At 72.3% G+C, this 26,842-nt stretch carries 26 protein-coding genes; 9 read left to right on the top strand and 17 right to left on the bottom strand.

The genetic code is table 11. The features are described 5' to 3' along the window. Window positions 1-2 precede the first annotated feature (2 nt). From hisB to E1287_RS03460, 4 genes are all read right to left on the bottom strand, one after another. A complete protein-coding gene (gene hisB, locus E1287_RS03475; RefSeq protein ID WP_131963323.1) occupies window positions 3-596 on the bottom strand; it encodes an imidazoleglycerol-phosphate dehydratase HisB in 594 nt (197 codons plus the stop codon). After that, window positions 593-1,693 (bottom strand): histidinol-phosphate transaminase, encoded by a 1,101-nt coding sequence (locus E1287_RS03470; RefSeq protein ID WP_131963322.1) that lies wholly within the window; start codon window positions 1,691-1,693, stop codon window positions 593-595. Before E1287_RS03470 ends, hisB begins: the two co-directional genes overlap by 4 nt. Continuing rightward, entirely contained in the window at window positions 1,690-2,997 is a 1,308-nt protein-coding gene (hisD, locus tag E1287_RS03465) for a histidinol dehydrogenase (RefSeq protein WP_131963321.1), read from the bottom strand. Before hisD ends, E1287_RS03470 begins: the two co-directional genes overlap by 4 nt. Window positions 2,998-3,063: 66 nt before the next feature. Further along, window positions 3,064-3,876, bottom strand: coding sequence for a PhzF family phenazine biosynthesis protein (locus tag E1287_RS03460; protein WP_131963320.1), 813 nt, complete (start codon window positions 3,874-3,876; stop codon window positions 3,064-3,066). A gap of 130 nt (window positions 3,877-4,006) precedes the next feature. On the opposite strand from E1287_RS03460, the gene E1287_RS03455 reads away from it, so the two are divergent. Then, window positions 4,007-4,669: an LON peptidase substrate-binding domain-containing protein gene (locus E1287_RS03455; RefSeq protein WP_131963319.1), complete on the top strand. Its 663-nt coding sequence runs from the start codon at window positions 4,007-4,009 to the stop codon at window positions 4,667-4,669. A gap of 23 nt (window positions 4,670-4,692) precedes the next feature. Next, window positions 4,693-5,184 carry a Cys-tRNA(Pro) deacylase gene (gene ybaK / locus E1287_RS03450; protein ID WP_131963318.1) on the top strand — a complete coding sequence of 164 codons (492 nt, stop codon included), beginning with the start codon at window positions 4,693-4,695 and terminating at the stop codon, window positions 5,182-5,184. Here the strand turns inward: ybaK and E1287_RS03445 are convergent. Next, complete coding sequence (locus E1287_RS03445; protein WP_243718552.1) at window positions 5,068-5,685, bottom strand: hypothetical protein; 618 nt, start codon at window positions 5,683-5,685, stop codon at window positions 5,068-5,070. The two genes, ybaK and E1287_RS03445, sit on opposite strands and share 117 nt — an antisense overlap. A gap of 98 nt (window positions 5,686-5,783) precedes the next feature. Between E1287_RS03445 and E1287_RS03440 the strand changes: the two genes are divergently transcribed. Continuing rightward, window positions 5,784-6,494, top strand: coding sequence for a DUF6882 domain-containing protein (locus E1287_RS03440; protein WP_131963317.1), 711 nt, complete (start codon window positions 5,784-5,786; stop codon window positions 6,492-6,494). A gap of 100 nt (window positions 6,495-6,594) precedes the next feature. After that, window positions 6,595-7,485, top strand: coding sequence for an LLM class flavin-dependent oxidoreductase (locus E1287_RS03435; protein ID WP_131963316.1), 891 nt, complete (start codon window positions 6,595-6,597; stop codon window positions 7,483-7,485). Here E1287_RS03435 and dnaE read toward each other — a convergent pair whose 3' ends face one another. Both dnaE and E1287_RS03425 read right to left on the bottom strand, forming a co-directional pair. Then, on the bottom strand, window positions 7,486-11,016 hold the full coding sequence (gene dnaE / locus E1287_RS03430) for a DNA polymerase III subunit alpha (RefSeq protein ID WP_131963315.1): 3,531 nt from the start codon (window positions 11,014-11,016) through the stop codon (window positions 7,486-7,488). It abuts the gene before it with no gap. 126 nt (window positions 11,017-11,142) lie between these two features. Beyond that, the gene (locus E1287_RS03425; RefSeq protein ID WP_347813948.1) at window positions 11,143-12,006 is read right to left on the bottom strand and encodes an AraC family transcriptional regulator; all 864 of its coding nucleotides are present in this window, start codon (window positions 12,004-12,006) and stop codon (window positions 11,143-11,145) included. Between the two features lie 279 nt (window positions 12,007-12,285). On the opposite strand from E1287_RS03425, the gene E1287_RS46570 reads away from it, so the two are divergent. The 3 genes from E1287_RS46570 to E1287_RS03410 all read left to right on the top strand — a co-directional run bounded on the left by E1287_RS46570 (window position 12,286) and on the right by E1287_RS03410 (window position 13,765). Beyond that, on the top strand, window positions 12,286-12,654 hold the full coding sequence (locus tag E1287_RS46570; RefSeq protein ID WP_131963313.1) for a chorismate mutase: 369 nt from the start codon (window positions 12,286-12,288) through the stop codon (window positions 12,652-12,654). A gap of 74 nt (window positions 12,655-12,728) precedes the next feature. Further along, complete coding sequence (locus E1287_RS03415) at window positions 12,729-13,457, top strand: AzlC family ABC transporter permease (protein ID WP_131963312.1); 729 nt, start codon at window positions 12,729-12,731, stop codon at window positions 13,455-13,457. Next, window positions 13,454-13,765: an AzlD domain-containing protein gene (locus E1287_RS03410; protein WP_131963311.1), complete on the top strand. Its 312-nt coding sequence runs from the start codon at window positions 13,454-13,456 to the stop codon at window positions 13,763-13,765. The genes E1287_RS03415 and E1287_RS03410 overlap by 4 nt, the downstream gene beginning before the upstream one ends. Before the next feature lie 14 nt (window positions 13,766-13,779). Here E1287_RS03410 and E1287_RS03405 read toward each other — a convergent pair whose 3' ends face one another. From E1287_RS03405 to E1287_RS45365, 3 genes are all read right to left on the bottom strand, one after another. Beyond that, window positions 13,780-14,712, bottom strand: a complete 933-nt coding sequence (locus E1287_RS03405; protein WP_131963310.1) for an RluA family pseudouridine synthase — start codon at window positions 14,710-14,712, stop codon at window positions 13,780-13,782. Further along, on the bottom strand, window positions 14,712-15,302 hold the full coding sequence (gene lspA / locus E1287_RS03400) for a signal peptidase II (RefSeq protein WP_243718550.1): 591 nt from the start codon (window positions 15,300-15,302) through the stop codon (window positions 14,712-14,714). Before lspA ends, E1287_RS03405 begins: the two co-directional genes overlap by 1 nt. A gap of 68 nt (window positions 15,303-15,370) precedes the next feature. After that, window positions 15,371-15,751, bottom strand: coding sequence for a TraR/DksA family transcriptional regulator (locus E1287_RS45365; protein ID WP_243718562.1), 381 nt, complete (start codon window positions 15,749-15,751; stop codon window positions 15,371-15,373). Between the two features lie 718 nt (window positions 15,752-16,469). Between E1287_RS45365 and ileS the strand changes: the two genes are divergently transcribed. Continuing rightward, entirely contained in the window at window positions 16,470-19,676 is a 3,207-nt protein-coding gene (gene ileS, locus E1287_RS03390; RefSeq protein ID WP_131963307.1) for an isoleucine--tRNA ligase, read from the top strand. A gap of 49 nt (window positions 19,677-19,725) precedes the next feature. Beyond that, window positions 19,726-20,487, top strand: a complete 762-nt coding sequence (locus tag E1287_RS03385) for a DUF1707 domain-containing protein (RefSeq protein ID WP_347813947.1) — start codon at window positions 19,726-19,728, stop codon at window positions 20,485-20,487. Window positions 20,488-20,519: 32 nt separating this feature from the next. Here the strand turns inward: E1287_RS03385 and E1287_RS43510 are convergent, their stop codons facing one another. From E1287_RS43510 to ftsZ, 7 genes are all read right to left on the bottom strand, one after another. Next, entirely contained in the window at window positions 20,520-21,800 is a 1,281-nt protein-coding gene (locus tag E1287_RS43510) for a hypothetical protein (RefSeq protein ID WP_165968860.1), read from the bottom strand. A gap of 135 nt (window positions 21,801-21,935) precedes the next feature. After that, window positions 21,936-22,853: a DivIVA domain-containing protein gene (locus tag E1287_RS03375; protein ID WP_131963306.1), complete on the bottom strand. Its 918-nt coding sequence runs from the start codon at window positions 22,851-22,853 to the stop codon at window positions 21,936-21,938. A 49-nt stretch (window positions 22,854-22,902) separates the two neighbouring features. Beyond that, on the bottom strand, window positions 22,903-23,187 hold the full coding sequence (locus tag E1287_RS03370) for a YggT family protein (RefSeq protein WP_131963305.1): 285 nt from the start codon (window positions 23,185-23,187) through the stop codon (window positions 22,903-22,905). A 36-nt stretch (window positions 23,188-23,223) separates the two neighbouring features. Beyond that, window positions 23,224-23,760, bottom strand: a complete 537-nt coding sequence (sepF, locus tag E1287_RS03365; RefSeq protein WP_131963304.1) for a cell division protein SepF — start codon at window positions 23,758-23,760, stop codon at window positions 23,224-23,226. Window positions 23,761-23,862: 102 nt separating this feature from the next. Then, the gene (locus E1287_RS03360) at window positions 23,863-24,594 is read right to left on the bottom strand and encodes a YggS family pyridoxal phosphate-dependent enzyme (protein ID WP_207933985.1); all 732 of its coding nucleotides are present in this window, start codon (window positions 24,592-24,594) and stop codon (window positions 23,863-23,865) included. Then, entirely contained in the window at window positions 24,591-25,319 is a 729-nt protein-coding gene (pgeF, locus tag E1287_RS03355; protein WP_131963303.1) for a peptidoglycan editing factor PgeF, read from the bottom strand. The genes E1287_RS03360 and pgeF overlap by 4 nt, the downstream gene beginning before the upstream one ends. Further along, entirely contained in the window at window positions 25,316-26,824 is a 1,509-nt protein-coding gene (gene ftsZ / locus E1287_RS03350; protein WP_131963302.1) for a cell division protein FtsZ, read from the bottom strand. Before ftsZ ends, pgeF begins: the two co-directional genes overlap by 4 nt. Between the last annotated feature and the right edge of the window lie 18 nt (window positions 26,825-26,842).

Genomic DNA, 26,842 nt, shown 5'->3' with positions numbered 1-26,842 from the left:
GGCTACAGCGCCCCCTTCGTGGACGGGATGCCGTGCACCTTCGGGTCGAGCGCCACGGCGTCGCGCAGCGCGCGGGCGAGGGCCTTGAACTGCGCCTCCACGATGTGGTGCGCGTTCCGCCCGTACGGGACGTGGACGTGCAGCGCGATCCGGGCGTTCGACACGAACGACTCGAAGATGTGCCGGGTCATCGTGGTGTCGTACTCGGGGCCGATCATGGGGGCCATGCCGTCCGGCTCGACGTGCACCAGGTAGGGGCGGCCGGAGACGTCCACGGTGACCTGCGCGAGCGCCTCGTCCAGCGGGACGGACGCGTCCGCGAACCGATGGATGCCGGACTTGTCGCCCAGCGCCTCGCGGAACGCCTGACCGAGCGCGATCGCGGTGTCCTCGATCGTGTGGTGGCTGTCGATGTGCAGGTCGCCGGTGGTCTTGACGGTCAGGTCGAACGACCCGTGCTTGCCGAGCTGGGCCAGCATGTGGTCGAAGAACCCCACGCCGGTCGCCACGTCGACCTGCCCGGTGCCGTCCAGGTCGATCTCGACGAGGACCTGCGTCTCGCCGGTCCCGCGTTCGACTCGTCCCTTGCGCGTCACAGACTCTCCTTCAAGGCTTCTCTCAATGCGGTGCGGAAGGCGGCCGTCTCCGCCGGGGTGCCGACGCTGACCCGCAGCCACTCGGGCGGCCCCACCTCCCGGATCAGCACGCCGCGCTCCAGCAGCGCGTCCCAGACCTTGCGGCGGTCGGGGAACGTCCCGAACAGGACGAAGTTGGCGTCGGAGTCGGCCACCCGGAACCCCTCGGCCCGCAGCCAGGCTACGAGGTCGTCGCGTTCGCGGCGCAACGCCTCGACGCCGCCGAGCAGCTCCTCACCATGGGCGAGGGCGGTGCGCGCGACGGCCTGGGTGACGGCCGACAGGTGGTACGGCAGCCGGACGAGCAGCAGCGCCTCGACCACGGCGGGGGCGGCGGCGAGGTAGCCGAGCCGGGCCCCGGCCATGGCGAACGCCTTGGACATCGTCCGGGTGACGATCAGGCGCGGGCGGCCGTCCAGCAGCGTCAGCGCGGACGGCGTCTCCTTGCGGCGGAACTCGGCGTAGGCCTCGTCCACGACGACCATGCCGGGCGCGACGTCCAGCACCGCCTCGATCGCCGCCAGCGGCAGCGCGGTGCCGGTCGGGTTGTTCGGCGAGGTCAGGAACACGATGTCGGGACGGTGCTCCTCGACGGCCGCGATCGCGCGGGCGGGGTCGATGCCGAAGTCCTCGTCGCGGAAGGCGTTCACCCAGCGCGTCCCGGACACCCCGGTGATGATCGGGTGCATCGAGTAGGACGGCTCGAAGCCGAGCGCGGTGCGGCCCGTCCCGCCGAACGCCTGCAGGATCTGCTGGATGATCTCGTTGGAGCCGTTCGCCGCCCACACCTGGCTCGTGGTCAGACCGACGCCTGGGGTGTCGGCGTTCAGGAACGCGGCGAGGTCCTCGCGGAGCGCGACGGCGTCCCGGTCGGGATAGCGGTTCAGGGTGCCGGCGACGTCCATGACCGCCTCGCCGATGGCCTTCACGAGCCGCTCGGACGGCGGGTACGGGTTCTCGTTGGTGTTCAGCGCGTACGGGACGTCCAGCTGCGGCGCGCCGTAGGGTTCGCGGCCGCGCAGGTCGTCGCGGAGCGGCAAATCGCCGAGCGAGGTCACGACGGGACCTCCCAGCCGAAACGCGCCTTCAGAGCGGCGCCGTGGGCGGGCAGGTCCTCGGCCTCGGCGAGGGCGACCACCCGTCCGGTGGCCTCGGCGAGCGCGTCACGGTCGTACTCGACGACGTGGACGCCGCGCAGGAACGACTGGACCGACAGCCCGGACGAGTGGCACGCGCACCCCCCGGTCGGAAGGACGTGGTTGGACCCGGCCAGGTAGTCGCCGAGCGAGACCGGCGCGTGCCGTCCCACGAAGATCGCTCCGGCGTTGCGGACGCGGGCCGCGACGGCGGACGCGTCCGCGGTGTGGATCTCCAGGTGCTCGGCGGCGTAGGCGTCCACGACCTTCAAGCCGTCCTCGACGTCGTCGACCAGGACGATCCCGGACTGCCGCCCGGCGAGCGCCTCGGTGATCCGCTCGGTGTGCCGGGTGCGGGCGACCTGCGCCTTCAGCTCGGTCTCCACCTCGTCGGCCAGCCGCACCGAGTCGGTGACCAGGACGGCCGCGGCGAGCGTGTCGTGCTCGGCCTGGCTGATCAGGTCGGCGGCGACGTCCACCGGGTCCGCGGTCGCGTCGGCGAGGATCGCGATCTCGGTCGGGCCGGCCTCGGCGTCGATGCCGATCACGCCCTTGAGCAGCCGCTTCGCGGCGGCGACATACACGTTGCCGGGCCCGGTGACCAGGTCGGCGCGGGGGCACTCGTCGGTGCCGTAGGCGAACATCGCGATCGCCTGCGCACCGCCCGCCGCATGCACCTCGTCCACGCGGAGCAGCGCGCACGCCGCCAGGATCGACGGGTGCGGCAGGCCGCCGAACTCGCGCTGCGGCGGCGAGGTGACGGCGAGGGACTCGACGCCCGCCTCCTGGGCTGGGACGACGTTCATGACCACGCTGGACGGGTACACGGCCCGCCCGCCCGGCACGTACAGGCCGACGCGCCCGACCGGGATCCAGCGCTCGGTGACGGTCCCGCCCGGCACGACCTGCGTGGTCACGTCGGTGCGCCGCTGATCGCGGTGGACGAGGCGCGCCCGCCGGATGCTCTCCTCCAGCGCGTCCCGGACGGCCGGGTCGAGCTCGGCGAGCGCCCGGTGGACGGTCTCGACCGGAACGCGGGTGCTCACCAGCTCGACCCCGTCGAACGCCTTCGTGTACTCCCGTACCGCTGCCGAGCCGCGATGGCGCACGCCGTCGCAGATGGGCCGCACCTTGTCCAGGGCGGCCTCGACGTCGAGCTCGGCGCGGGGCAGCACGGAGCGCGGATCGCCGGGAAGCGAGCCGCGCAGGTCGATACGGGAAATCACCCGTCCAGTCTACGGAGTGCCTCACGCCCCTCGCGCACCGTCTCACGTGCCGAGATGCCCCGTGTCTCAGACGCGCAGCTCGCCGTCCAGGACGGTGACGGCCGCCCCGGTCAGGACGACCCGGTCGCCGCGCAGCGCGACGTGGACGTCCCCGCCGCGCGCCGACGCCTGACGCCCGGTCAGCGTGTCGCGGCCGAGGCGCCGCGCCCAGTGCGGGGCCAGGGCGCAGTGGGCCGAGCCGGTGACCGGGTCCTCCGCGTCGCCGGGCAGGACGCGCGGCGCGAAGAACCGGGACACGAAGTCGTGCTCACGCCCCTCGGCCGCGGCCGTGACGATCACGCCGCGGGCGTCGATCTCCGCGAGCGCCCGGACGTCGGGAGCGATCCGGCGGAGGGCGGACTCGTCCTCGACGTCGACGATCAGGTCGTTCTGGACGTTCCGTCCGACGGCCACCACCGGGATGCCGAGCGCCTCGGCCAGGCCCTCCGGCACGGTGCCGGCGGGCTCGGGCGGGCAGGCCGGGAAGTCCATCGACAGCCTTCCGGTCTCGTCCCGGGTGACGGTGAGGACGCCGCTCTCCAGCGTCCGGAACCGGATCGGGCGGCCGGACGCGACCGCGCCGGTCTCGTAGAGCGCGTGGGCGGCGGCCATCGTGGCGTGGCCGCACAGCGCGACCTCCGTGACCGGCGTGAACCAGCGGAGCTCGTAATCCGCGTCGCCCTCGGCGACGGGCCGGACGAACGCGGTCTCGGAGTGCTTCATCTCGGCGGCGACCCGCTGCATCCACTCCGGGTCGGCGGCGTCGGCCAGCAGGCACACGCCGGCGGGGTTGCCGGTGAACGGGCGGTCGGCGAAGGCGTCCACGACGAGCATCCTCATGGCGCCGACGCTACCGGCGATGACATCCGCTTCACACTATGAAAAATCACCCCTTACCAAGATCATCGACCAGGACGTAGGCTGGCGCGGAAGGCGCTTTCCCGGCGGCGCCCAGGACCGTGGAGAGAGAGTGACCGAGCGGCTCGCCCTGTTCCCCCTGGGCACCGTGCTGTTCCCGGGCCTCGTGCTTCCCCTGCACCTGTTCGAGGACCGCTACCTCAGCCTGATCGGCGATCTCCTGGAACGTCCCGAGCCGCGCGGCTTCGGCGTCGTCGGCATCGAGCTCGGCCACGAGGTCGGCGAGGGCGCCGCGCACCGCCTCGCGGAGATCGGCTGCGTCGCCGAGCTTCGGGACGCGCGGCCGCACCCGGACGGCCGGTACGACATCGTCACGGTCGGCGCCCGCCGCTTCCGGCTCAAGGAGCTGGACCGCTCGCGCCCCTACCTGCAGGGCGAGGTGGAGTTCCTCCCCGAGGAGCCGGGGGCCGACCCCGGGCCCGTCGCGCTGCGCGTCCGGCGGCTGTTCCGGCTGTACCGGCACCGGCTGACCGCCGCCGGCGCGGGCTCGTTCGAGAAGGGCGAGCCGCCCGAGGACCCGGTCGCCCTGTCGTACGTGATCGCGGCCTCGCTCATCCTGGACGGGCACGAGAAGCAGCGGCTGCTGGAGTGCGACGACGCGACGCTGCGCCTTGAGGCCGAGCGCGACCTGCTGATCAGGGAGAACCGCATCCTGGACGTCCTCCCGATGATCCCCGCCGGCCAGTTCCTCGACGGGTCGTTCAACGCGAACTGACCCGCGCACGGCAGACTGCCCCCATGAGCAAGGCGAAAGGCAGCACGGGAACCCCGGCGACGGTCGCCGCCGCCGACGCGAAGATCGAGTTCACGCTGCACGCGTACGAGCCGGACCCGAACGCCGAGTCCTACGGGGAGGCGGCCGCCGACGCCCTCGGGATCCCGCACGCCCAGATCTTCAAGACGCTGCTCGCCGAGGTCGACGGGCGGCTCGTCGTCGGTGTCGTCCCGGTGTCGTCCAGCCTCGACCTCAAAGCGCTCGCGGCGGCGGCCGGGGGCAAGAAGGCGCGGATGGCCGAGCCGCGCGACGCCGAGCGCGCCACCGGCTACGTCGTCGGCGGGATCAGCCCGCTGGGGCAGCGCAAGCGGCTGCCGACGGTGATCGACGAGTCGGTGTCAGCGCTCGCCACCGTCTACGTCTCGGCCGGCAGGCGCGGACTGCAGATCGAACTCGTCCCCGCCGATCTCGTCCGCCTCACCGGCGCCCGCCTCGCCGCCATCGCCCGCGGGTAGCCGCCTGAGGATCAGCTCCAGCAGCCCATAGGTGGCGACCGCGGGCAGGGCCCAGAACACGAGGACGCCCTTGGCGCGCAGATCGGCGACGCCGGTCACGGTGGTTCCGTCGCGCGCGGTGCGGACGGCGTCCTGGAAGTCGTCAAGCCCGATCATGTGGCCGGTCTTCCAGGCGAGGAAGGCCGCGGCCCCGCCGCCCACGGCCAGCCCGAGCAGCAGCGCGATGTCGTCGCCCCGTCCGCCCGCCAGGTATCCGGCGACGCCGCACAGGAGGCCCGCGACAAGGGCGATCAGGGCGAACCGGGCGTCGATGCCGATCGGGCCTTGACCTTCCGGCTCGGCCAGCAACGGCTCACCCTGGACTATTACGTATGTCACCTCGGGGATGGTCTTGGCCCACAGCACCCCCACGAGCGGGCCCGGCAGCGTCACGATGGCGGCGGTCACCGCCCAGGTCACCAAGAACCTCATCGCCGAGAGCCGCCCGGTGGGTCCCCGCACCTCGTACGCTCCTCGTTGAAGAGTCCTCTGACAGCGAAAAGCCTAGCCTGTCCGATAAGGCCCACGATCGCCCCGACCACTGGGATAATGTGCCCGACATGTCCGGATTCAGTCCCGCGTTCGAACGCCTCGGCGCCGCCCTGGCGGCCGTCGTCCTGCAGCAGCAGGAGACGCTCGCCGAGTTCCTTCCGCGCGAGGACTGGAGCGCCGACCTGACCGCACGGACCTACTCCAGCGGCGGCGTCACCGTCCGGGTGTCCCTGCTCGGCAGCTACGCCGCGCGGGAGCGCACCTGGCTGTGGGGCTGGGCCAACCCGCAGTTCGGCGACGCGCACCCCGCCGTCACCCCCACCCTGGTCATCCGGACGGTCGGCGAGCGGCTCGGCATCACCGAGTTCACCACGCCCGAGGTCGACCTGTCCTGGTACGAGGGCCCGGCCGGGCACGGCGGCGAGCTGATGGCGATGGCCGCGGGCGGCGTCCTCGGCGGCGCCGGCTACATCGGCGCAGGCTACGACGGCGGCTCCGCCTACCTGCACGTCGACGACCCGCAGGCCCCGCCCGCCCAGTGGGACCCGATCCCGCTCCCCCGCATCCTGGCGAGCGCGACCAGCCTGTTCCCGCACGAGCCGCGCCTGACGCTCGCCGGGTTCCTCTCCCGGCACCGCGTCCCGTACCGCCAGACCGACCTGCAGACCGAGGCCCTCCTCCCCGGCGGCGCAACCGCCCGCGCACGCTTCGACGGCCTCGGCCGTTTCGTCGACTGGCACTCGGAGCTCATGGCAGCGCACTCCTCCTTCGGCCCCTAAAGCCGGTTTTCGCAAGCTCTAACCGAAACGGCTGATCAGTAATGCGGGCCCGTAGTGCTACTGATTCGGGCGTGGTCGCGGGGTCGGTAGTTTCGGGTGCATGATCTACCGATTCGGTGTGCAGCTGGCCCCGTCCGCCGCCGGGCTGGGTGAGGTTCGCGCGCTCGCCCGACTGGCCGACCGCGACGGGCTCGATCTGCTCGGCGTCCAGGACCACCCGTATGCGGCCGACCAGGCCGACACGCTCGCGCTCATCGCGACGCTGCTCGCCGACACCGAGCGGCTCCGGGTGTTCCCGGACGTGGCGAGCCTGCCGCTGCGGGGGCCCGCCGTCCTGGCCAAGCAGGCCGCGACCCTCGACCTGCTCAGCGGCGGACGGTTCGAGCTCGCGCTCGGCGCCGGGGCGTTCTGGCCCGCGATCTCCGCGATGGGCGGCCCCGACCGGACCGCCGGGGAGGCGCTCCGGGCGCTGGAGGAGGCCATCGAGATCATCCGTGCCATGTGGCGGCCGGGCGAGACGGTCAAGGTCAGCGGGACGCATTACCAGGTCAACGGCGTCCACGCGGGGCCCGCCCCGGCGCATCCGGTCGGGATCTGGCTCGGCAGCGTCGGCCCGAAGGCGCTCGCGCTCACGGGACGCGTCGGCGACGGGTGGGCCGCGCCGATCCCGCATTACCTGCCGTACGAGGCGTGGCGCGGGGCGCAGGACATCATCACCCGCGCCGCCGAGGACGCCGGGCGCGACCCGTCCGCCATCACCCGGATCGCCCAGCTCGTCGGCCGCATCACCGATGACCCGGCCGACGTCCGGCTCCAGGGCGAGGAGCCCATCCGCACGGACCCCGCAGGGTGGGCCCGCGTGCTGGCCGGCCTCGCCACCGAGACCGGTTTCGACACGTTCGTCTACTGGCCGGAAAGCAGCGACGAGACGCAACTCCGCCGTTGGACGCAGGAGGTCGTCCCCGCCACCCGCGCCCTCCTCAGCGCCTGATCAGCCCAAACAGGACGGGCCTAGTAGTTGTTTCAGGTCGCCCATCAGGGCGGGGGACGGGGCGACGCGGAGCTTGTCGTCCAGGCGGACGACCGTGGTGCGCGGGCCGTTCTGGACGTGGAGGTGCACCTCGGACCGGCCGGGATGGGTGATCAGGACTTCCTTCAGGCGGGAGACCGTCGGGGGCGTGCAGCGGCCGAGCGGCATCGTCACCGAGAACGGGCCGGTCGCGTCGGTGATCGTCAGGTCGGGCTGGGTGACCTCCATCGCGATGATCTTCGCGACGTCCTCGCGGCGGTCCAGCTTGCCCTTGACGATCAGGATCGCGTCCTCGGCGAGGAGCGTCGAGCACAGCTGGTAGGACGACGGGAAGCACAGCACCTCGATGGAGCCGCCGAGGTCCTCCAGCTGGAACATCGCCCACGAGTTGCCCTGCTTGGTGACCTTGCGCTGCAGGCCCGACAGGAGCCCGGCGATGACCACGATCTGGCCGTCGGGGCGCTCGCCCTCGTTCAGGACGGCGATCGTGCAGTCGGCCTCGCGTTCCAGGATGTGCTCGACGCCGAGGAGGGGGTGGTCGGAAACGTACAGGCCGAGCATCTCCCGCTCGAAGGCCAGCAGGGTCGTCTTGTCCCACTCCTCGCCTTCGGGGATGGCGACGGCGAACGCGTCGTCGCCGCTGTCGTCCTCCAGGGCGCCGAAGAGGGAGTCCTGGCCGACGGCCTCCTTGCGCTTGATGTCGATGACGGAGTCGATGGCCTGCTCGTGCACCATCAGCAAAGCCTTGCGCTGGTGGCCGAGCTCGTCGAACGCGCCCGCCTTGATCAGCGACTCCACGACCCGCTTGTTGCAGACGATCGGCGGGACCTTGTTCAGGAAGTCGTTGAAGTCGGTGTAGGCGCCCTTCTCCTTGCGGGCGGCGACGATGCCGTCCACCACGTTGGCGCCGACGTTGCGGACGGCCGACAGCCCGAACCTGATCTCGGTGTCGCCCAGCGGGGTGAAGTCGGCCTCGGACGTGTTGACGTCCGGCGGCAGGACCTTCAGCCCCATCCGGCGGCATTCGGACAGGTAGAGGGCGCTCTTGTCCTTGTCGTCGCCGACGGACGTCAGCAGCCCCGCCATGTACTCGGCTGGGTAGTTCGCCTTGAGGTAGGCCGTCCAGTAGGAGACCAGGCCGTACGCAGCCGAGTGCGCCTTGTTGAACGCGTAGTCGGAGAACGGGACGAGGATGTCCCACAGGGTCTTGACGGCCTCCTTGGAGAAGCCGTTGTCGACCATGCCCTGCTCGAAGCCGACGAACTGGGCGTCCAGCTCAGCCTTCTTCTTCTTGCCCATGACGCGGCGGAGCAGATCCGCTTTGCCGAGCGTGTAGCCCGCCACCTTCTGCGCGATCGCCATCACCTGCTCCTGATAGACGATCAGGCCGTAGGTGGTGTCGAGGATCTCCTTGAGCGGCTCCTCCAGCTCCGGATGGATCGGGGTGATCTGCTGCTGGCCGTTCTTGCGGAGCGCGTAGTTGGTGTGGGAGTTCGCGCCCATCGGGCCCGGCCGGTACAGGGCGCCGACGGCGGAGATGTCCTCGAAGTTGTCGGGCTTCATCAGCCGCAGCAGCGACCGCATCGGGCCGCCGTCGAACTGGAACACGCCGAGGGTGTCGCCGCGGGCGAGGAGGTCGTAGGTCGGCTGGTCGTCCAGCGGGAGGGCGAGCAGGTCGACGTCCACGCCCTTGTTCTTCTTGATGCCCTGGAGCGCGTCGTCGATGATCGTCAGGTTCCGCAGGCCCAGGAAGTCCATCTTCAGGAGGCCGAGCGTCTCGCAGGTCGGGTAGTCGAACTGCGTGATGATCGCGCCGTCGGCGTCCCGGCGCATGATCGGGACATGGTCGGTGATCGTCTCACCGGACATGATGACGCCGGCGGCGTGCACGCCGGTCTGGCGGATCAGGCCCTCCAGGCCCTGCGCCAGGTCGACGGTCTGCTTGACGTCGGGCTCTTCCTCGTACAGCTTGCGCAGCTCGCCCGCCTCGCCGTGGCGGGGGTGCTTCTCGTCGAAGATCCCCGACAGCGGGATGTCCTTGCCCATCACGGTGGGCGGGAACGCCTTGGAGATCCGGTCGCCGAGCGCGTACGGGAAGCCGAGGACGCGGCCCGCGTCCTTGATCGCGGCCTTCGCCTTGATGGTGCCGAACGTGGCGATGAACGAGACCTTGTCGGCGCCCCACTTCTCGGTCGTGTACTTGATGACCTCGGCGCGCCGGTCTTCAGGGAAGTCGATGTCGATGTCGGGCATGGACGCGCGCTCGGGGTTCAGGAACCGCTCGAAGATCAGCCCGTGCGGGATCGGGTCGAGGTCGGTGATGCCCATCGCGTACGCGATCAGGGAGCCCGCCGCGGACCCCCGGCCGGGGCCGACCAGGATGCCGTTCTCCTTGGCCCACATGATGAAGTCGGCGACGACGAGGAAGTACGACGGGTACCCCTTGCCGAGGATGACGCCCATCTCGTACTCGGCCTGCTCCTTGTACCCGTCGGGCAGGCCGTCCGGGAAGCGGCGCTCCAGGCCCTTCCAGACCTCCTTGCGGAACCAGCTCTCCTCCGTCTCGCCCTCGGGGACGGGGAAGCGGGGGCTGAGGTCCTTGTACTCGAACATGCCGTCCGGCTCGACCCGCTCGGCGATGAGCAGCGTGTTCTTGCAGCCCTCGGCCCAGATGTCGGACGAGTCGATCGCGCGCATCTCATCGGCGGTCTTCAGGTAGTAGCCGCTGCCGTCGAACCGGAACCGGTCGGGGTCGGCGAGCTGCTTGCCGACCTGGACGCACAGGAGCGCGTCGTGCGCGGTGGCCTCCGACTCGTGCGTGTAGTGCGAGTCGTTGGTGACGACCGGCGGGATGTTGAGCTTCTTGCCGATCTCGACGAGCCCCTCGCGGACGCGGCGCTCGATCTCCAGGCCGTGGTCCATCAGCTCAAGGAAGTAGTTCTCCTTGCCGAGGATCTCCTGGAAGTTGGCGGCGGCCTTGAGGGCCTCGTCGAACTGGCCGAGCCGCAGCCGGGTCTGGACCTTGCCGGACGGGCACCCGGTCGTGGCCATGATCCCGTCGGCGTGCTCGGCGAGGAGCTCCTCGTCCATCCGGGCGTACTTGAAGACGAAGCCCTCGGTGTAGGCGCGGCTGGACAGCTTGAACAGGTTGTGCAGGCCCGCCTTGTTCCGCGCCCACAGCGTCATGTGGTTGATCAGGCCGCCGCCGGAGACGTCGTCGCGCTTCTGGCTCGGCTCGCCCCACTGGACCTTCTTCTTGTGGTACCGGGACTCGGGCGCCATGTACGCCTCGATCCCGATGATCGGCGTGACCCCGGCCGCGGTCGCCTGCTTGTGGAAGTCGTAGGCGCCGTGCATGTTGCCGTGGTCGGTCATGGCGATCGCCGGCATCTTCTGCCGGCCGACCTCGTCGAACATCTGCCTCAGCCGAGCGGCCCCGTCCAGCATGGAGTACTCGGTATGAACGTGCAGGTGAACGAAAGAGTCGGCCATGCCTGCTGCGCCTCCTGCTCGTCGCATGCGACCGCGCACGTACCTGGTGGATACGTGTCGGCGTATCGGTCCCGGGGGAAGATCGTCGACCCGGCGGGGGCGCCGGGACGACGCGGTCCTGAGAGCCTAACCCTCCCGCGCGGCCGGGGGCGCCTCGACGCGCCCAATCGTCCGGGCACTACGGTAGGCGCCGGGTGGGACACCCAGCGTGCGCTTGAAATGGCGGGTCAGGTGGGCCTGGTCGGCGAAGCCGGTGCGGGCCGCGACGTCCGCGGGGCGCAGGCCCTCGTCCAACAGGACGCGTGCCTCCCGCACGCGCACCTGGTTGAGGTAGGCGTGCGGCGGCAGGCCGACGGTGTCGCGGAACGCCCGCAGCAGCGGGAACGGGCGGGTCCCGACGGCCTCGGCCAGCTCGTCCAGGGACGGCGGGCCGACGAGGCTCGCGTGCAGGATCTCGCGGGCCTCGCGGACGGCGCGCGGCATGCCCCACCTCTCGCCGGACGCGTCGTTCCGCCGGATGTCGCGGGCGTGACGGGTGAGCAGGCCCGTAAGAGCCGTCCTGAGCATGGTGGACGCCGCCAGCGCGTCGCCCTTCTCCCCCGCCCGATGGACGGCCCGCAGCAGATCAGCGGCGGCGGGATCGTCCACGACGGGGTCCGGGAACGCGGGCGTGCCGGGCCGCGCGCCCAGCTCGGCCGCGACGCCGGCGACGACGTCGACCGGCGGGTAGATCACCCGGTACGCCCAGCCCTCCGGCGCGCCCGCGTGCCCGCCGTGCACGACGCCCGGGTTCACCACGACGATCGAGCCCGGCCCGGCGCGCTGGACGCCGCCCGGATGCTCGAACTCCTCCACGCCCGCGTCGATGACGCCGAACACGTAACCGTCGTGGGCGTGCCGGTTGAACCGGTGCGTCACGAAGCGGGCGCGCAGCAGATCGACCTCGGGGAGCGCCGGATGGCGGTAATAGTGCGCGACCTCTTCCCCCATATCGGACATGCTATCCGGGGCATCTCGACCGGCGAGATGATCTGTCCGCCGTTTGACGGGCCCCGGCGGTCACCGCATACGATCGGGTCCGTGGAACGTCGTCGCTTCAGGTTTACGCAGCCGGCTCCGGGCGAGCCGGCCGCCGCCGCGACCTGAGCGACGACCCCGGAGCCGGCAAGGCAGAGTCCCGCAGCGGGGCTCTGCCTTTTCTGTTGACCAGAGCGGCCCGGGCACGGATCCCCCTGCGCGACACGGCCGCCGCACGAGAGGGAACCCGACATGCACGACCAGGTCATCGACCCCGTGGAGGGCGCCGCGGGCTGCCCGGCCTGCGGCCGGTCAGGAGAGGGCGGCGAGCTGCGCGTCCCGCTGCCGTCCGCCGGGGACATCGGCACGCTCGGCGAGGCCAGAGCCGCGATCGACGGGCTCGACGCCGCGCTCGCCACCCTGCTGGAGCACCGCGCCGCCGTCGCCGCCGCCGTCCAGCGGCTCAAGCCGGTCGGCGGCTTCGCCGGCCGCGACCCCGCGCGCGAGCGGCAGATCGTCGAGGCGATGGCGGTGCACGCCCCGTCCCTCGGACCCGACCGCCTCGCCCGCATCATGACCGCGGTCATCGAGGCCGGGCTCGACGCCGCCGAGAAACGGTGACCGCCGAGCCCCGCTGCGAGGCGCCGCAAGAACGTTCAAGATTGCGGTGCGCGCCCGTCCGTAGCGTGGACGCCATGAGCGTCACCGAGACCGAGGAGGTGGGCGCGCCGGACGAGGGCGCGCGGACGTCCGCCGCCGTGCGGGACGGGCTGGGCGTCGGGATCGCCGTCGGCATGTCCGGGCTCGCGTTCGGGGCGGCGGCCGTCACGTCCGGGCTGACCGTCGCGCAGGCATGCGTGCTGAGCCTGCTGGCGTTCACGGGCGCGTCCCAGTTCGCGCTGGCCGGGGTGATCGGCGGGGGCGGCGGGCTGGTCGCCGGGTCGCTGGGCGCGGTGCTCCTCGGCGGCCGCAACGCCCTGTACGGGATGCGGCTCGCGGACACGCTGCGCGTGCGGGGCTGGCGGCGTCTGCTCACCGCGCACGCCGTCATCGACGAGACCACCGCCGTCGCCACCGCGCAGGACGGGCGGGCGGCGGCCCGCGCCGGTTTCTACACCACCGCGATCAGCCTCTACGTGGCCTGGAACGGCTCCACGCTGCTGGGCGCAGCGGGCGCGGCACGGCTCGGCGACCCGGAGGCCATCGGGCTGGACGTCCTCGGCCCGGCGGCGTTCCTGGCGCTGCTGTGGCCGCGGCTGACCGCCGGGCGGAGCGAGGTGCGGGTCGCCCTGATCGCGGCGGTGATCGCGCTCGCGGCGACGCCGCTGCTGCCGCCCGGCGTGCCGGTCATGCTGGCCGCCGTAGCCGCGCTGCCCGCCCTGATCAGGAAGGACGGGAGCACCGCGGGCGGGAGGGCGCCGTGAGCGTGTGGATCGCGGTGATCGCCACCGGGCTCGGCTGCTACGCGCTGAAGCTCGGCGGGCTCGTCACGCCGCAGCGGGTCCTGGACGACCCGCGGGTGCGCCGGTTCACCGAACTCGTCCCGGTGGCGCTGCTGACCGCGCTGATCGCCGTCCAGGCGCTCGCCGACGGCAGGACGCTGGAGTTCGACGCCGCCCGCATGACGGGGCTGGGCGCGGCCGTCGCCGCGCTGCTGCTGCGCGCGCCGTTCCTGGTGGTGCTGGTCGTCGCCGCGGGCGTCGCCGCCGGGCTGCGCCTGCTCGGCCTCTGACGCGCCCGCTCTGGCTACGACTCGTCCTGGACGATCTCCAGGGCCCGGGCCAGGTCGTCCGGGTACGGGCTCTCGAACTCCACGTACTCGCCGGTGCCCGGGTGCTCGAACCCGAGCCGCGCGGCGTGCAGCCACTGCCGCCTCAGGCCGAGACGCGCCGACAGGGTCGGATCGGCCCCGTACAGCAGGTCGCCGACGCACGGGTGCCGGATCGCCGCCATGTGCACCCGGATCTGGTGGGTGCGGCCCGTCTCCAGGTCGATGTCGAGCAGCGTCGCCGCGCGGAACGCCTCGACGGTGTCGTAGTGCGTCACCGACGGCCTGCCGCCCGCCACGACCGCGAACCGGCCGTCGCCGGACGGATGCCGGTCGATGGGCGCGTCGACCGTCCCGCGGAACGGGTCGGGGTGGCCCTGCACGAGCGCCTGGTAGCGCTTGTCGACGCGGCGTTCCTTGAACGCCCGCTTGAGCCGCGAGTACGCGGCCTCGCTCTTGGCCACGACCATCGCGCCGGTGGTGTTGGCGTCCAGCCGGTGCACGATGCCCTGCCGCTCGGACGCGCCGCTGGTCGCGATCGTGTGCCCGGCCCCGAGCAGCCCGCCGAGGACGGTCGGGCCCGTCCAGCCGGTCGTGGGGTGGGCGGCGACGCCGATCGGCTTGTTCACCACGACGATGTCGTCGTCCTCGTACAGGACGGCCATACCGGGGACCGGCTCCGCGACCGGCACGGGCGGTGCAGGGGGCGGAGGAAGCGTCACCTCCAGCCAAGCGCCCGCGTGCAGCCGCTCGGACTTGGTCGCCACGGCCGCGCCGTCCAGCAGGACGTCGCCGGCGGCGATGATGTCGGCCGCGCTGCCCCGCGACAGGCCGAACAGCCGCGCCAGCGCGGAGTCGACCCGCTCGCCTTCGAGACCGTCCGGGACGTGGAGGCTCCGCACGTCCCCCATCACGATTTCTCCTCCGAGGCCGGGGCGTCGTTCGCCTCGGCTGCGGGCTCGGGCTTCGGCTCGGGCTCGGATTCACGTTCGGGGGCGGGTTCCGGCTTCGGCTCCCCGGCGGCGTCGTCGTCCTTGCCGGTGAGGCGCGTCCCGTCGACCTGGAGGCCGCGCGCCGCCAGCAGGACGGCCAGGACGCCCCCGCACACGATCGCCGAGTCGGCCAGGTTGAACACCGGGAAGTTCGGCACCTGGATCCAGTCGACGACATGGCCCTTGAGCGGCGCGGGCTCCCGCAGCATGCGGTCGATGAGGTTGCCGACCGCCCCGCCGAGCAGCAGCCCCAGGCAGATCGCCCAGGGCACGCTCCGCAGGTTGCGGGCGGTGCGCAGGATCGCCACCACCACGCCGCAGGCGATCAGGGTGAAGACGATCGTGTAGCCGGTGCCGATCGAGAAGGCGGCGCCGCTGTTTCGGGTCTCGCGCAGCGTCAGCAGGCCGCCGAGGAGCCGGATGGGCTCCTCGTCCTGCAGCGTCGCCACCACGATGATCTTGGACACGATGTCGGCGGTGAGCGCGGCCAGCGCCACGGCGACCAGCACGCCGACGCGGCGCGGCCGAGGAGATCCCGTGGATTCCTCGGCCCCGCCCTCTGGGTTCGTTGAGTCGCTCAGCGACGTTCCTCGCGTTGTTTGCATGTCACACACAGGGTCGCACGCGGGAAGACCTGGAGGCGCGCCTTGCCGATCGGCCTGGTGCACGACTCGCAGATCCCGTACGTGCCGGTGTCCATCCGCTGGACGGCCCGCTCGATCTGGGCGAGCAGGTCCTGTGAATTGTAGGACAACGCCAGCTCGTGCTCGCGCTCGTAGGTCTTGGCGCCCGCGTCGGCCTGGTCGTCGCCCGCGCCGTCGCTGGAGTCGCCCTCCGCGATCTGGATCGCGGACGCCGCGATCTCGGTGCGCAGCGCCTCGATCTGCTCCTGCAGTCCGGCCCTGACCTCGGCCAGCTCCGCGGCCGTCCACCGGTGCTCCCCCTCGCGGACCGGCAGCGCGGCCGCCGTCGCCGGGGCGCTCCGCCCGGCCGGCTTGGCCTTCCCCGCCTTGGCCGCCTTCGCGGGACCGCGCTTGGCGGGCTTGGCGGCCGGGCTCTTGGCGGCGGGCTTCTTGGCCGCGGGCGGCCTCGGCCCCCGTGTCGTCTTTCCAGCGGGCGGCTCCTGAACGGGCTGTGCGCCCCTCTTCGCGCCGGCCATGTCGGCCCCCCTCGCGCTGATCGCCTCGACGGGCAGTGCGGGCAGCATAAGTCCCCTTTCTCGGGCGCGGCAAACAGCCTGGGCTGCGTTACCGACCGCTTATGCCCGGTCGCCGATCGCCTGGAAACCCCAGCCCCGCGCAGGAGATCGCAAAGGAACCCCACGGTCCCCCGGAGGGTCTGGACGGGGCGAAAACGGGAAGAGGCCGTGTCCCGCGTGCGTTACAGTCGGGACGAGAAGTCGTATCGGCAGGCGCTGAAGGGGACACCTGCCGCCGCACGCAGCCATGAGCGACCCGGGGACGGTGCGAGCCCGGGGGCGAGCCCGGCGGTCTGATCACCCCGGAGCCGCCGGAAGAACCGTCCGGGACGTCCGTCCGCGGGCCAAGTAGAACCGGTGGCCGAGACTCGAACGAAGCGGACCGTGCCTCCGGGCGCGGTCAAGGAGGGTGGTACCGCGGGGCAGCCGCCTCGTCCCTCCGGTCAACGTCGTACACGTCGTTCCGGAGGTCCGCATCGTGAGCCCCGTTTCCCGGCCGGGTTTCCGGCCGCTGCCCGCGCAGGTCGATCTGCCCGCCCTCGAGCGGGACATGCTGCGCCGCTGGCAGGAGAGCAAGGTTTTCGAGCGGTCCCTGGAGCGCACCGCCTCCGGCCCCAGGTGGGTGTTCTACGAGGGGCCGCCGACGGCGAACGGCATGCCGGGCGTCCACCATGTCGAGGCGCGCGTGTTCAAGGACGTTTTCCCGCGCTTCAAGACCATGAAGGGCTACCACGTCCCGCGCAAGGCCGGCTGGGACTGCCACGGGCTGCCCGTCGAGGTGGCCGTGGAGAAGGAGCTCGGCCTCACCGGCAAGAAGGACATCGAGGAGTACGGCGTCGCGGAGTTCAACGACCGCTGCCGTGAGTCCGTCCTGCGCCATGTGGACGCGTTCGAGGAAATGACCGAGCGCATGGGCTACTGGGTCAACACCGACCAGGCCTACCGGACGATGGACCCCGAATACGTCGAGGCGGTCTGGTGGTCCCTGAAGCAGGTGTTCGACAAGGGCCTGCTGTTCCGCGACTTCCGCATCACGCCGTACTGCCCGCGCTGCGGGACGGGCCTGTCCGACCACGAGCTGGGCCAGCCCGGCGGGTACGAGGAGGTCACCAGCCCGTCGGTGTACGTGCGGATGCCGGTCACGTCCGGCCCGCTGGCCGAGCTGAACGCCGCGCTGCTGATCTGGACGACGACGCCGTGGACGCTCGTGTCCAACACCGCCGTGGCCGTCCACCCAGACGTCACCTACGTCGCGGCCCGTCCCGCGGGCTCCGATGAAGTGCTCGTCGTGGCCGAGCCGCTCCTCGACCAGGTCCTCGGAGAGGGCGCCGAACGGCTGGCCACGTACCAGGGCACCGAACTCGAACGCACCGCCTACCGGCGGCCGTTCGACCTGGTCGACATCCCGGACGCGCACTACGTCGTCCTGGGCGACTACGTCACCGTCGAGGACGGCACCGGGCTCGTCCACCAGGCGCCCGCGTTCGGCGGCGACGACATGACCGTCTGCAAGCGCTACGGCATGCCCATCGTCAACCCCATCGGCCCGGACGGACGCTTCCTGCGCGAGGTCCCGCTGGTCGGCAACAAGTTCTTCAAGGACGCCGACGAGCCGCTCACCGACGACCTGCGCGCGCGCGGGCTGCTGTTCCGCGGCGGGCACTTCGACCACAGCTACCCGCACTGCTGGCGCTGCCACACGCCGCTGCTTTACTACGCGCTCCCCGCCTGGTACATCCGCACCACGCAGATCAAAGACCGGCTGCTGGAGGAGAACGAGAACACCAACTGGTACCCCGAGACGGTCAAGCACGGCCGGTTCGGGGAGTGGCTGCGCAACAACGTCGACTGGTCGCTGTCCCGCAGCCGCTACTGGGGCACGCCACTCCCCCTGTGGGTCTGCGATGAGAACGAGGAGCACGTCACCTGCGTCGGCTCCCTCAAGGAACTAGGCGACCTCGCCGGCAAGGACATGTCGGGGCTCGACCCGCATCGTCCCTACGTCGACGACGTCACCTTCCCTTGCCCGCACTGCGGGGCGGAGGCGCGCCGCGTCCCCGACGTCATCGACGCCTGGTACGACTCGGGCTCGATGCCGTTCGCGCAGTGGGGCGCCCCCCACCGCAACAACGAAATCTTCGAGGACTCCTACCCGGCGCAGTACATCTGCGAGGCCCAGGACCAGACCCGCGGCTGGTTCTACTCCCTCATGGCCGTCGGGACGCTCGTGTTCGACAGATCGTCCTACGAGAACGTCGTGGTCCTCGGGCTGATCCTCGCCGAGGACGGCCGCAAGATGAGCAAGCACCTCGGCAACGTCCTGCGGCCCATCCCGCTGATGGACGAGCACGGCGCCGACGCGCTGCGCTGGTTCATGGCCGCCAACGGGCTGCCCTGGGCGTCGCGCCGCGTCGGGCACGGGGCCCTGGAGGAGATCGTCCGGAAGGTGCTGCTCACCTACTGGCACACGGCGTCGTTCTTCGTCCTGTACTCGAACGCGGCCAAGGAGCAGGGCCGCGCCTGGACGCCCGACCGCCGCGCCGAAGCGCCCGCCCCGGCCGACCGCCCCCTCCTGGACCGCTGGGCGCTCGCCGAGCTGCACCGGACCGTCCGCGAGGTCGACGCCGCGCTGGAGGAGTATGACACCGCCCGCGCCGGGCGCGTCCTCGCGCAGTTCGTCGACGACCTGTCCAACTGGTACGTGCGCCGGTCCCGCCGCCGCTTCTGGGAGGGCCCGGAGACCCCGGACGGCTCGTCCGCCTTCGCCACCCTCTACGAGTGCCTGGAGACCCTCACCCGGCTGATGGCGCCGCTGGTGCCGTTCGTCACCGACCACGTGTGGGACGTCATCCGCCCCGACGACGGCCCCGACTCGGTGCACCTCGCCGACTGGCCGTCCGTCGACGCGGACCTGCTGGACGACGACCTGACCGCGCAGATGGCCCTCGTCCGCCGGCTCGTCGAGCTGGGCCGGTCCGCCCGCGCCGCCAGCGGCGTCCGGACCCGCCAGCCCCTCGGCCGCGCGCTGGTCGGCGCCGCCGGGTGGCGGGCGCTGCCCGAGCAGCTCCGTGCGCAGATCTCCGAGGAGCTGAACGTCCTGGGGTTCGAGGAGCTGTCGTCCATCGGCGGCGACCTGGTCGAGTACGAGGTGAAGCCCAACTTCCGCGAGCTGGGCAAGCGCTACGCCAAGGACACCCCGAAGGTCGCCAAGGCCGTGACGTCCGCGGACGCCGCGTCCCTCGTCCACGCGCTGCGCACCGGCGCCGCCGAGGTCGAGGCGGCTGATGTGGGCACGGTCCCCCTCTCCGCGGACGACGTGATCGTCACCGAGCGTCCGCGGAGCGGCTGGGCGGTGGAGAGCGCCGCCGGGGAGACCGTCGCCCTGGACCTCACCGTCACGCCCGAACTGCGCCGCGCGGGCCTGGTCCGCGAGGCCGTCCGCCTCGTCCAGGAGGGGCGCAAGGCGGCCGGGCTGGAGGTCACCGACCGCATCGACCTGTGGTGGGAGGCCACCGGCACCGACCTCGCCGAGGCCCTGCGCGCCCACACCGGCGAGGTCGCGACGGAGGTCCTGGCCGCCACGGTCGCCGAAGGCCGCCCCCGCGACCTCAAGGCCACCCGCGACGAAGACCTGGGACTCACCTACTACCTCCGCAAGGCCCGGTCGGACTCGGACGTTTCGTGACGGGCTTTCAGGGGTCGCCGCCCTCGGCGGACGCTGCCACCATAGGGGTGTGAACCTTCCCGAGCAGCCTTCCGAGTCTGGAGTTCCCGCGGAGTCGCAGGCCGCGCGCATGCGGGCGTCGGACGCCGACCGTGACGAGGTCGCCGACCGCCTGCGCGAGGCCCTGGCGGAGGGACGCATCACGCCGGAGGAGCACGCCGAGCGCATCGACGTGGTCTACCAGGCCAAAACGTACGCCGAGCTGGAGCCCGTGCTGAGCGACCTGCCGCCGGAGCGGGCGCCGCGGCCGCGAGTCGAGCTGCGCAAGGACGAGCCGGTCCCGCCGCCTCCTCCCGCGCAGTCGCCCAACCTCGTGGCGATCTTCAGCGGGGTGGAGCGGAAGGGCCGCTGGCTGGCCGAGCCGACCACGAACATCACGTGCCTGTTCGGCGGCGCGGACCTGGACTTCCGGCAGGCGGTCCTCAGCCGCGGCGAGGTGACCGTCAACGTCACCTGCGTGTTCGGCGGCGTGACGATCGTGGTGCCGCCGGGGGTGCGGGTCGTCGGGTCCACCACGGCGATCTTCGGCGGGAACGAGCTGCCCGAGGACGACACGACGGACCCGGACGCGCCGGTGATCCGCCTGACGGGGAATGTGCTGTTCGGCGGCCTCTCTGTCAAGCGGAAGGCGGTCGGGGAGCAGGGCGGGCACCGCGACCGTCAGCGCGAGCGGATCGAGCGGCGGGAACTCCAGCTCGAACGGCGAGAACGCCGGGACGAGCGGCGGGAACGCCTGCGCGAGCTGCGCGACGAACGCCGCCGCTACCGCTGAGCACGAGCGGGCCGAGCGGGCGGGGCCGGCTCTCAGTCGCGGGCGTGCTCGCGGTCGGGCTGGCAGACGAGGCAGGGCGTGCAGCCCCGGGCCTTCGCCTCGGCGCGGGGCAGCGACTCCAGATCGTCGGCCTCGTCGCCGATGTCCTCGATGAGGGCGCAGTCCATGCGGTGGTATCGCTTGGTGCCGCTCAGGATGCGGACCTGCGGGCCTTCGCCGGCGGGCTCGTCGCCTGACGTGGCGGCGGGTGCCTCGGCGGGCCGGGGCTCAGGCCGGGGTTCGGGACGGGGCTCTTCGGCACGAGGTGCGAGCGGGTCTTCGGCGTCGGCGCCGCGCGGTGCCGCGAACGGCGCGGGGGCGACGGCGGTGTCCTGCGACGCGGAATCGTCGTCGGCGGGCCGGCCGGCGACGGAGGCGTCCTCCGGCTCCGTCGCACGGGGCTCGGCCTTCTCCGCGGCCCGGGCGCCCTGCTCGGACGCGAAGGCGCCCGTGACGGGCAGGTCGGTGAGAGTCGGGCCCGCTGCGCCGGAGGCAGGGGCGCCGGGGGCCGGGGGCTCCGGCTCGCGAGCGGCGGACGGTTCCGTCCGCGGGATCTCGGCGGTCGTGTCGAACGACGTCGGCGCGGGCTGCGGTGAGGGCGCGGGCTTGGCCGGGGACGGCTTGGCGAGACCGGCCAGGCCGCTGTCGGAGCGCTCCGCGCCGGGCTTCGGAGGAGCGGGCGCCGCCCCTGCCGCCTTGCTCGCGTCAGGTGACGCGGGTCCCGACGCCGCGGCGCGCGCCGCCAGTGCGGTGTCGGGCATGCAGGCGGTACAGGGGCTGAACCCCTCCTCCTTGGCCTCGGCGTAGGTGAGCTCTTCCGTCTCGCGTCCGGCGAGCTGGCGGCAGGTGTCGAGGTGGTAGCGCTTGCGTCCGCGGACGACGAAGACCAGCGCGTCGCCGGGGACGTCGGCCGGCGGGGCGGGAATCGCCACCTCGTCGTCGGCCGGGCTTGCAGCCGGGCTCTTCGCCGCGGGAACCGGCGCGGCCGGCATGGGCGGCGCCGCCTTCGCGCGTTTGTCCTGCTTGCCCTGCTTCGCCTTCCGGCTCTGGCGGGCAGGCGCCGTCGCGGCGCCCGGTCCGAAGAGCTCCTTACGGCGCAGGAACACCCCGATGGCCAGGCACAGCGCGGAGACGATGCTGACGGCGATCGAGATGTAGATCACCGTCAGGGCCTCCAGGTTGAAGACCTCGGCGCTGTCCCCGTTGCCGGCGACGATCCCCGCTACCAGCAGGGCGATGGCCGCCACCACCAGAACGCCACTCAGGATGATCACAGGGTCTCTCCCACTCGTTCAGACCGCTCGGCTTCCCGCCGGCCCCACCCCGTCCGGACTCCCCGCGCCGCCGGGACGGCGACGCTGCCGTCCTCGGCGCGGCGATCGGGAAGACACTATCGCCCGGCGCGCGCGTCAGCGCCTGTCGTGCGGCGGGTTGTCGCCGCCCGAGTGGAACGCGCCGGTCGCGGAGTGCTGCACCTGCTGGGCGTGCTCGGCGGGCGTCGGGAACGGGCCCGCCGGGGCCGAGCCGCCGGGGGTGCCGTTGCGGTTCTCGCCGTGCGGAAGGGCGTTCGGCGGGCCGGCCTGGGGGTTGTTCTGCTGCGACTGCGCGGGGGCGGCGCCCGGGACGGCGGCGAACGCGCCCGTCTCGGTGCTGCCCGCCTCCAGGTCGCGCAGCTGGCCCTCCAGGTAGACCTTCAGGCGGCTGCGGTACTCGCGCTCGAAGGCGCGCAGGTTGTCGACCTCGCGCTCGAGCTCCTCGCGCTGCTGCACGAGCGAGCCCATGACCTGGCGGTGCCGCTCCTGGGCGTCGCGGTCGAGGGCCTCGGCGCGCGAGCGCGCCTCGCTGACGATCTGGTCGGCCTGCCGGCGGGCCTTGCCGAGGATCTCCTCGGCCTCGCGGCGGGCGCGGCCGAGCGTCTCGTCGGCCTCGCGGCGGGCGTCGGCGATCGCCTGGTCGGCGGTCTGCTGGGCGAGCGCGAGCACGCGGGCGGCGGTGTCCATGTTGTCCTCGCCCGTGGGGGCGGCGGACATGCCGAGGCCGCCGAGGGCGGGCTCCGGCTCGGGCTGCGGCTGCGGCTCGGGGCGGGGAGGCTCGGGGATCTTCTGGACGTCCGGCTTGGGCTCCACGATGGGGGCGGCCATGGCGGGAACCTTGCCGCGCAGGCACTCGGCGAGCTTGGCCCGCAGTTCCTCGTTCTCCTGGATGAGGCGGTCCAGCTCGGCCTCGACCTCGTCGAGGAAGGCGTCCACCTCCTCCTCGTCGTACCCCGGCCTCAGCCTGGTGGTACTGAACTGCTTGTTCCGCACGTCGGCGGGTGTCAGCGGCATGTTCGTCTCCTTGGCGCGCTTGGAGTCTGTCCAAAAGGACGGTATCCGATCAGAGCCTCTGCACGAAGATGATCAAGACCCAGACCACAAGGATGAGCACGGTGAAGCTGAGGTCCAGCGCCACGTTACCCAGTCGTATGGGCGGGATGAAGCGCCTCAGGAATTTCAGTGGCGGATCGGTGACGGTGTACGTCGCCTCCGCGATCACCAGAACCACCCCGGTGGGCTTCCACTGCCGCGCGAACGACTGCAGGACCTCCAGGATCAACCTCCCGATCAGGAACAGGAGGAAGAAGTACAGGACGACCTGCAGCACGGTTCCAACGACGCTCACGGGTACTCTCGCATCCGGCTCTCACGCATGTGACTCTCAGCTCTGGTTGAAGAACCCTCGTTCTGCCATCCGGGCCTTGTCCTCGGCCGTCACCTCCACGTTGGCGGGCGACAGCAGGAACACCTTGTTCGTAACACGCTCGATGCTCCCGTGGAGGCCGAACACGAGACCTGCCGCGAAGTCGACCAGACGTTTCGCGTCACTGTCGACCATCTCGGTCAGATTCATGATCACCGGTGTGCCCTCCCGGAAGTGCTCCCCGATGGTCCTCGCCTCGTTGTAGGTCCTTGGGTGCAGCGTAGTGATGCGCGCAAGGTCGGTGGTACCGGACTCGTAGAGCGCCACGGAGCGTCGCTCGATGGTGGACGTGGCGTGATGGTCGCGTTCGCGGTCCGCGGCGTCCTCGGCTCGGGTAAGCTGTCCGCCGGATTCGTCCTCGCGACGACGGGCCTGCCCGGTGTCGGTGTCCTCGTCGTAGGCGTCGTACTCGTCGTAGTCGCCGTACTTGTCGTCGTAGCGATCGTCCTCCACAAGGCCGAGGTAGACCGCCATCTTGCGCATCGCGCTGGCCATACGCCCCTCCGTGTCCTGTGGCAGCGGCTCCGGGCGCGTCCGGCGCCGTCGGACTGATCTTCCGTGGCGGCCCGCGTCGCGGCAGGTACCACTGGGGGGACATTACCTGACGATTGCCCGTCGGCCGCCGAGCAACGCCGTACCGACCCGCAGGTGTGTCGCGCCGCACGCGATCGCCTGTTCCAGATCGCCGCTCATACCCGCAGAGACGATCCGGGCGTGCGAATGGTTCCCTTGCATATCCGCCGCTATCGCAGCAAGGCGGGCGAAAGCGGGCGCCGGGTCGGCGCCGAGCGGCGCGACGGCCATCACGCCGCCGAGGTCCAGCCCGTCGGCCGCAGAGATCTCGTCGGCGATGCGCGGCACGTCGGCGGGAGCCGCGCCGCCGCGACCCTCCGCTTCGTCCAGAGACACCTGGACGAGGCAGCGCAGGGTGCGCTCCGCGCGGACGGCGGCGTCCGACAGCGCCGTCACCAGCCTGGACCGGTCCACCGAGTGGACGACGTCGGCGTAGCCGGCGACGGCGCGGGCCTTGTTGGTCTGCAGGCTTCCGACGAAGTGCCAGGTCAGCGGGAGGTCGGCGCATTCGGCGGCCTTCGGGCGGGCCTCCTGGTCGCGGTTCTCGCCGACGTCGGTGATGCCGAGCCCGGCGAGCAGCCGCACGTCGGACGCGGGGAACGTCTTGGTGACGGCGATCAGCGTGAGCTCGTCCTCGTCCCGTCCGGCGGCGGCGCAGGCGGCGGCGATGCGGGCGCGGACGGCGGCGATGCCCTGGGCGATCTCGGCACGGCGTCGCTCGGCGGCCCCGGCCGCCGGATGCTCCTGGTTCGTCACGCGTCTTCCTTGAGCCAGACGTAGCCGGCGAAGCGGCCGGTGCGGCCGTCGCGGCGGTAGGAGAAGAGGTCAGGATCCTCGATGGTGCAGCGCGGGTCAATGTGCACGCCGCCAACGCCGCCCTCGGCGAGCTGCTCGGCGATCCCGGCGCGGATGTCGAGGCCGGGGGTTCCCTTGGACGTCGTCGCATACGCGGCGGGGACGGCGGCGGCGACCTCGTCCCGCATCTCGGCGGGGACCTCGTAGCAGCGGCCGCACGCGGCGGGGCCGATCGCGGCGGTCATCCTCGCCGGGTCGGCGCCGCGCTCGCACATCGACTTCAGCAGGGCGGGGACGACACCGGCGGCCGTGCCGGGGCGGCCGGAGTGGGCGGCGCCGACGATCCCGGCGGCGGGGTCGGCGAGCAGGACGGGCGCGCAGTCGGCGACGAGGACGCCGAGGGCGAGCCCGGGGACGGTCGTGACGATCGCGTCGACGGGGCCGGGGAGATCGGGGGACGTGACGAACGCGACGTCGGCGCCGTGCACCTGCCGCATCCAGACGGTGCGGGCGGGGTCGGTGCCGAGCGCGGCGGCGGCGCGCCGGCGGTTCTCCAGGACGGCGGCGGAGTCGTCGCCGACCGCGCCGCCCAGGTTGAGGGAGTCGAGGGGGGCGGTGCTCACGCCGCCGGCGCGGCCGGTGAAGGCGGCGCCGACGCCGTCGCCCAGGGCGACGGCGGTGATCACTTCAGGAAGTCGGGGACGTCGAGGTCGTCGTCCTCGTCGAACACCACGGGACGGCGGCGCTGCCCGGACGAGGCGGGACCGCCGTCGTTCTCGCCCGCGTGCACGCGGGACGGGGTCTGCTCGGCCGGCGCGCGCGGCGCGGCCGGGCGCGAGCCGCCGGACTCGGCGCCGGAGCCGCCGGAGTCGCGGTCGGCGGGCTGGCCGGTCTGCGTGGACGGCGCGCTGTCCTGCCGCGCGGGCTCGTCGCGTCCGCCGGAACGGTCGTCCTGGCCGTGCTGGGCCGGCGCCGATGCCTGCTGCGCCTGCGCGGACGGCTGCGAACGGTCGTGCTCCGTCCGCTGCGCCTGCGCTGACGGCTGCGGCGCCGCGGCGGCCTGCGCCACCGACTGCTGCGGGCGCGGCGCGGGCTGGTGCGCGGCGTCCGACCGGCCGACGCGGCTCGGGATCGGGTTGGCCTGCGGCGCGGTCGGCGTGGCCGGGGTGGACACGGGCGTCGGCGCGGGACGCGGGGGTGGGGGCAGCCGCTTGGTCTCCGGCTCCGGGCTCGGCTTGGCGGGCCGTCCCTCGTCGAACCCGGCGGCGATCACCGTGACGCGGACCTCGTCGCCGAGGGCGTCGTCGATGACCGCGCCGAAGATGATGTTGGCGTCGGGCGCGGCGGCGTTGGACACCAGCTGCGCCGCCTCGTTGATCTCGAACAGGCCGAGGTCGGAGCCGCCGGAGATGGACAGCAGCACGCCGTGCGCGCCGTCGATGCTGGCCTCCAGCAGCGGGCTGGAGATCGCCATCTCGGCCGCGGCGACCGAGCGGTCGTCGCCGCGCGCGGAGCCGATGCCCATCAGCGCCGACCCGGCGCCGGACATCACGGACTTGACGTCGGCGAAGTCGAGGTTGATCAGGCCCGGCGTGGTGATCAGGTCGGTGATGCCCTGGACACCGGAGAGGAGCACCTGGTCGGCGGCCTTGAACGCGTCCAGCACGCTGACCTGCCGGTCGGAGATCGACAGCAGCCGGTCGTTGGGGATGACGATGAGGGTGTCGACCTCGTCGCGCAGCGTCTCGATGCCGGCCTCGGCCTGCATGGCGCGGCGCTTGCCCTCGAAGCTGAACGGGCGGGTGACCACGCCGATCGTCAGGGCGCCGAGCGAGCGCGCGATGTTGGCGACGACGGGCGCGCCGCCGGTGCCGGTGCCGCCGCCCTCTCCGGCGGTGACGAACACCATGTCGGCGCCCTTGAGGACCTCTTCGATCTCCTCGCGGTGGTCTTCGGCGGCCTTGCGGCCGACGTCGGGGTTGGCGCCGGCGCCGAGGCCCCGGGTGAGCTCGCGGCCCACGTCAAGTTTCACGTCGGCGTCACTCATCAGCAGCGCCTGGGCGTCCGTGTTGATCGCGATGAACTCGACGCCCTTGAGTCCCTCTTCGATCATCCGGTTGACGGCGTTGACGCCGCCGCCGCCGATGCCGACGACCTTGATGACCGCGAGGTAATTCTGCGGTGCTGCCACGACGAGGGGCCTTTCCGC

Source organism: Actinomadura sp. KC06 (assembly GCF_004348735.1).
Classification (GTDB): domain Bacteria; phylum Actinomycetota; class Actinomycetes; order Streptosporangiales; family Streptosporangiaceae; genus Spirillospora.
The sequence above is the reverse complement of the archived record's forward strand: the minus strand, read 5'-3'. Positions and strand labels throughout refer to the sequence as shown.

Excerpts from the sequence above, each read along its gene's own strand:
- E1287_RS03460 (WP_131963320.1), bottom strand. The coding sequence starts at position 3,876 with ATGAGGATGCTCGTCGTGGACGCCTTCGCCGACCGCCCGTTCACCGGC.
- ybaK (WP_131963318.1), top strand. The coding sequence starts at position 4,693 with ATGAGCAAGGCGAAAGGCAGCACGGGAACCCCGGCGACGGTCGCCGCC.
- E1287_RS03440 (WP_131963317.1), top strand. The coding sequence starts at position 5,784 with ATGTCCGGATTCAGTCCCGCGTTCGAACGCCTCGGCGCCGCCCTGGCG.
- E1287_RS03435 (WP_131963316.1), top strand. The coding sequence starts at position 6,595 with ATGATCTACCGATTCGGTGTGCAGCTGGCCCCGTCCGCCGCCGGGCTG.
- dnaE (WP_131963315.1), bottom strand. The coding sequence starts at position 11,016 with ATGGCCGACTCTTTCGTTCACCTGCACGTTCATACCGAGTACTCCATG.
- E1287_RS03425 (WP_347813948.1), bottom strand. The coding sequence starts at position 12,006 with ATGGGGGAAGAGGTCGCGCACTATTACCGCCATCCGGCGCTCCCCGAG.
- E1287_RS46570 (WP_131963313.1), top strand. The coding sequence starts at position 12,286 with ATGCACGACCAGGTCATCGACCCCGTGGAGGGCGCCGCGGGCTGCCCG.
- E1287_RS03415 (WP_131963312.1), top strand. The coding sequence starts at position 12,729 with ATGAGCGTCACCGAGACCGAGGAGGTGGGCGCGCCGGACGAGGGCGCG.
- E1287_RS03405 (WP_131963310.1), bottom strand. The coding sequence starts at position 14,712 with ATGGGGGACGTGCGGAGCCTCCACGTCCCGGACGGTCTCGAAGGCGAG.
- E1287_RS03375 (WP_131963306.1), bottom strand. The coding sequence starts at position 22,853 with ATGCCGCTGACACCCGCCGACGTGCGGAACAAGCAGTTCAGTACCACC.
- sepF (WP_131963304.1), bottom strand. The coding sequence starts at position 23,760 with ATGGCCAGCGCGATGCGCAAGATGGCGGTCTACCTCGGCCTTGTGGAG.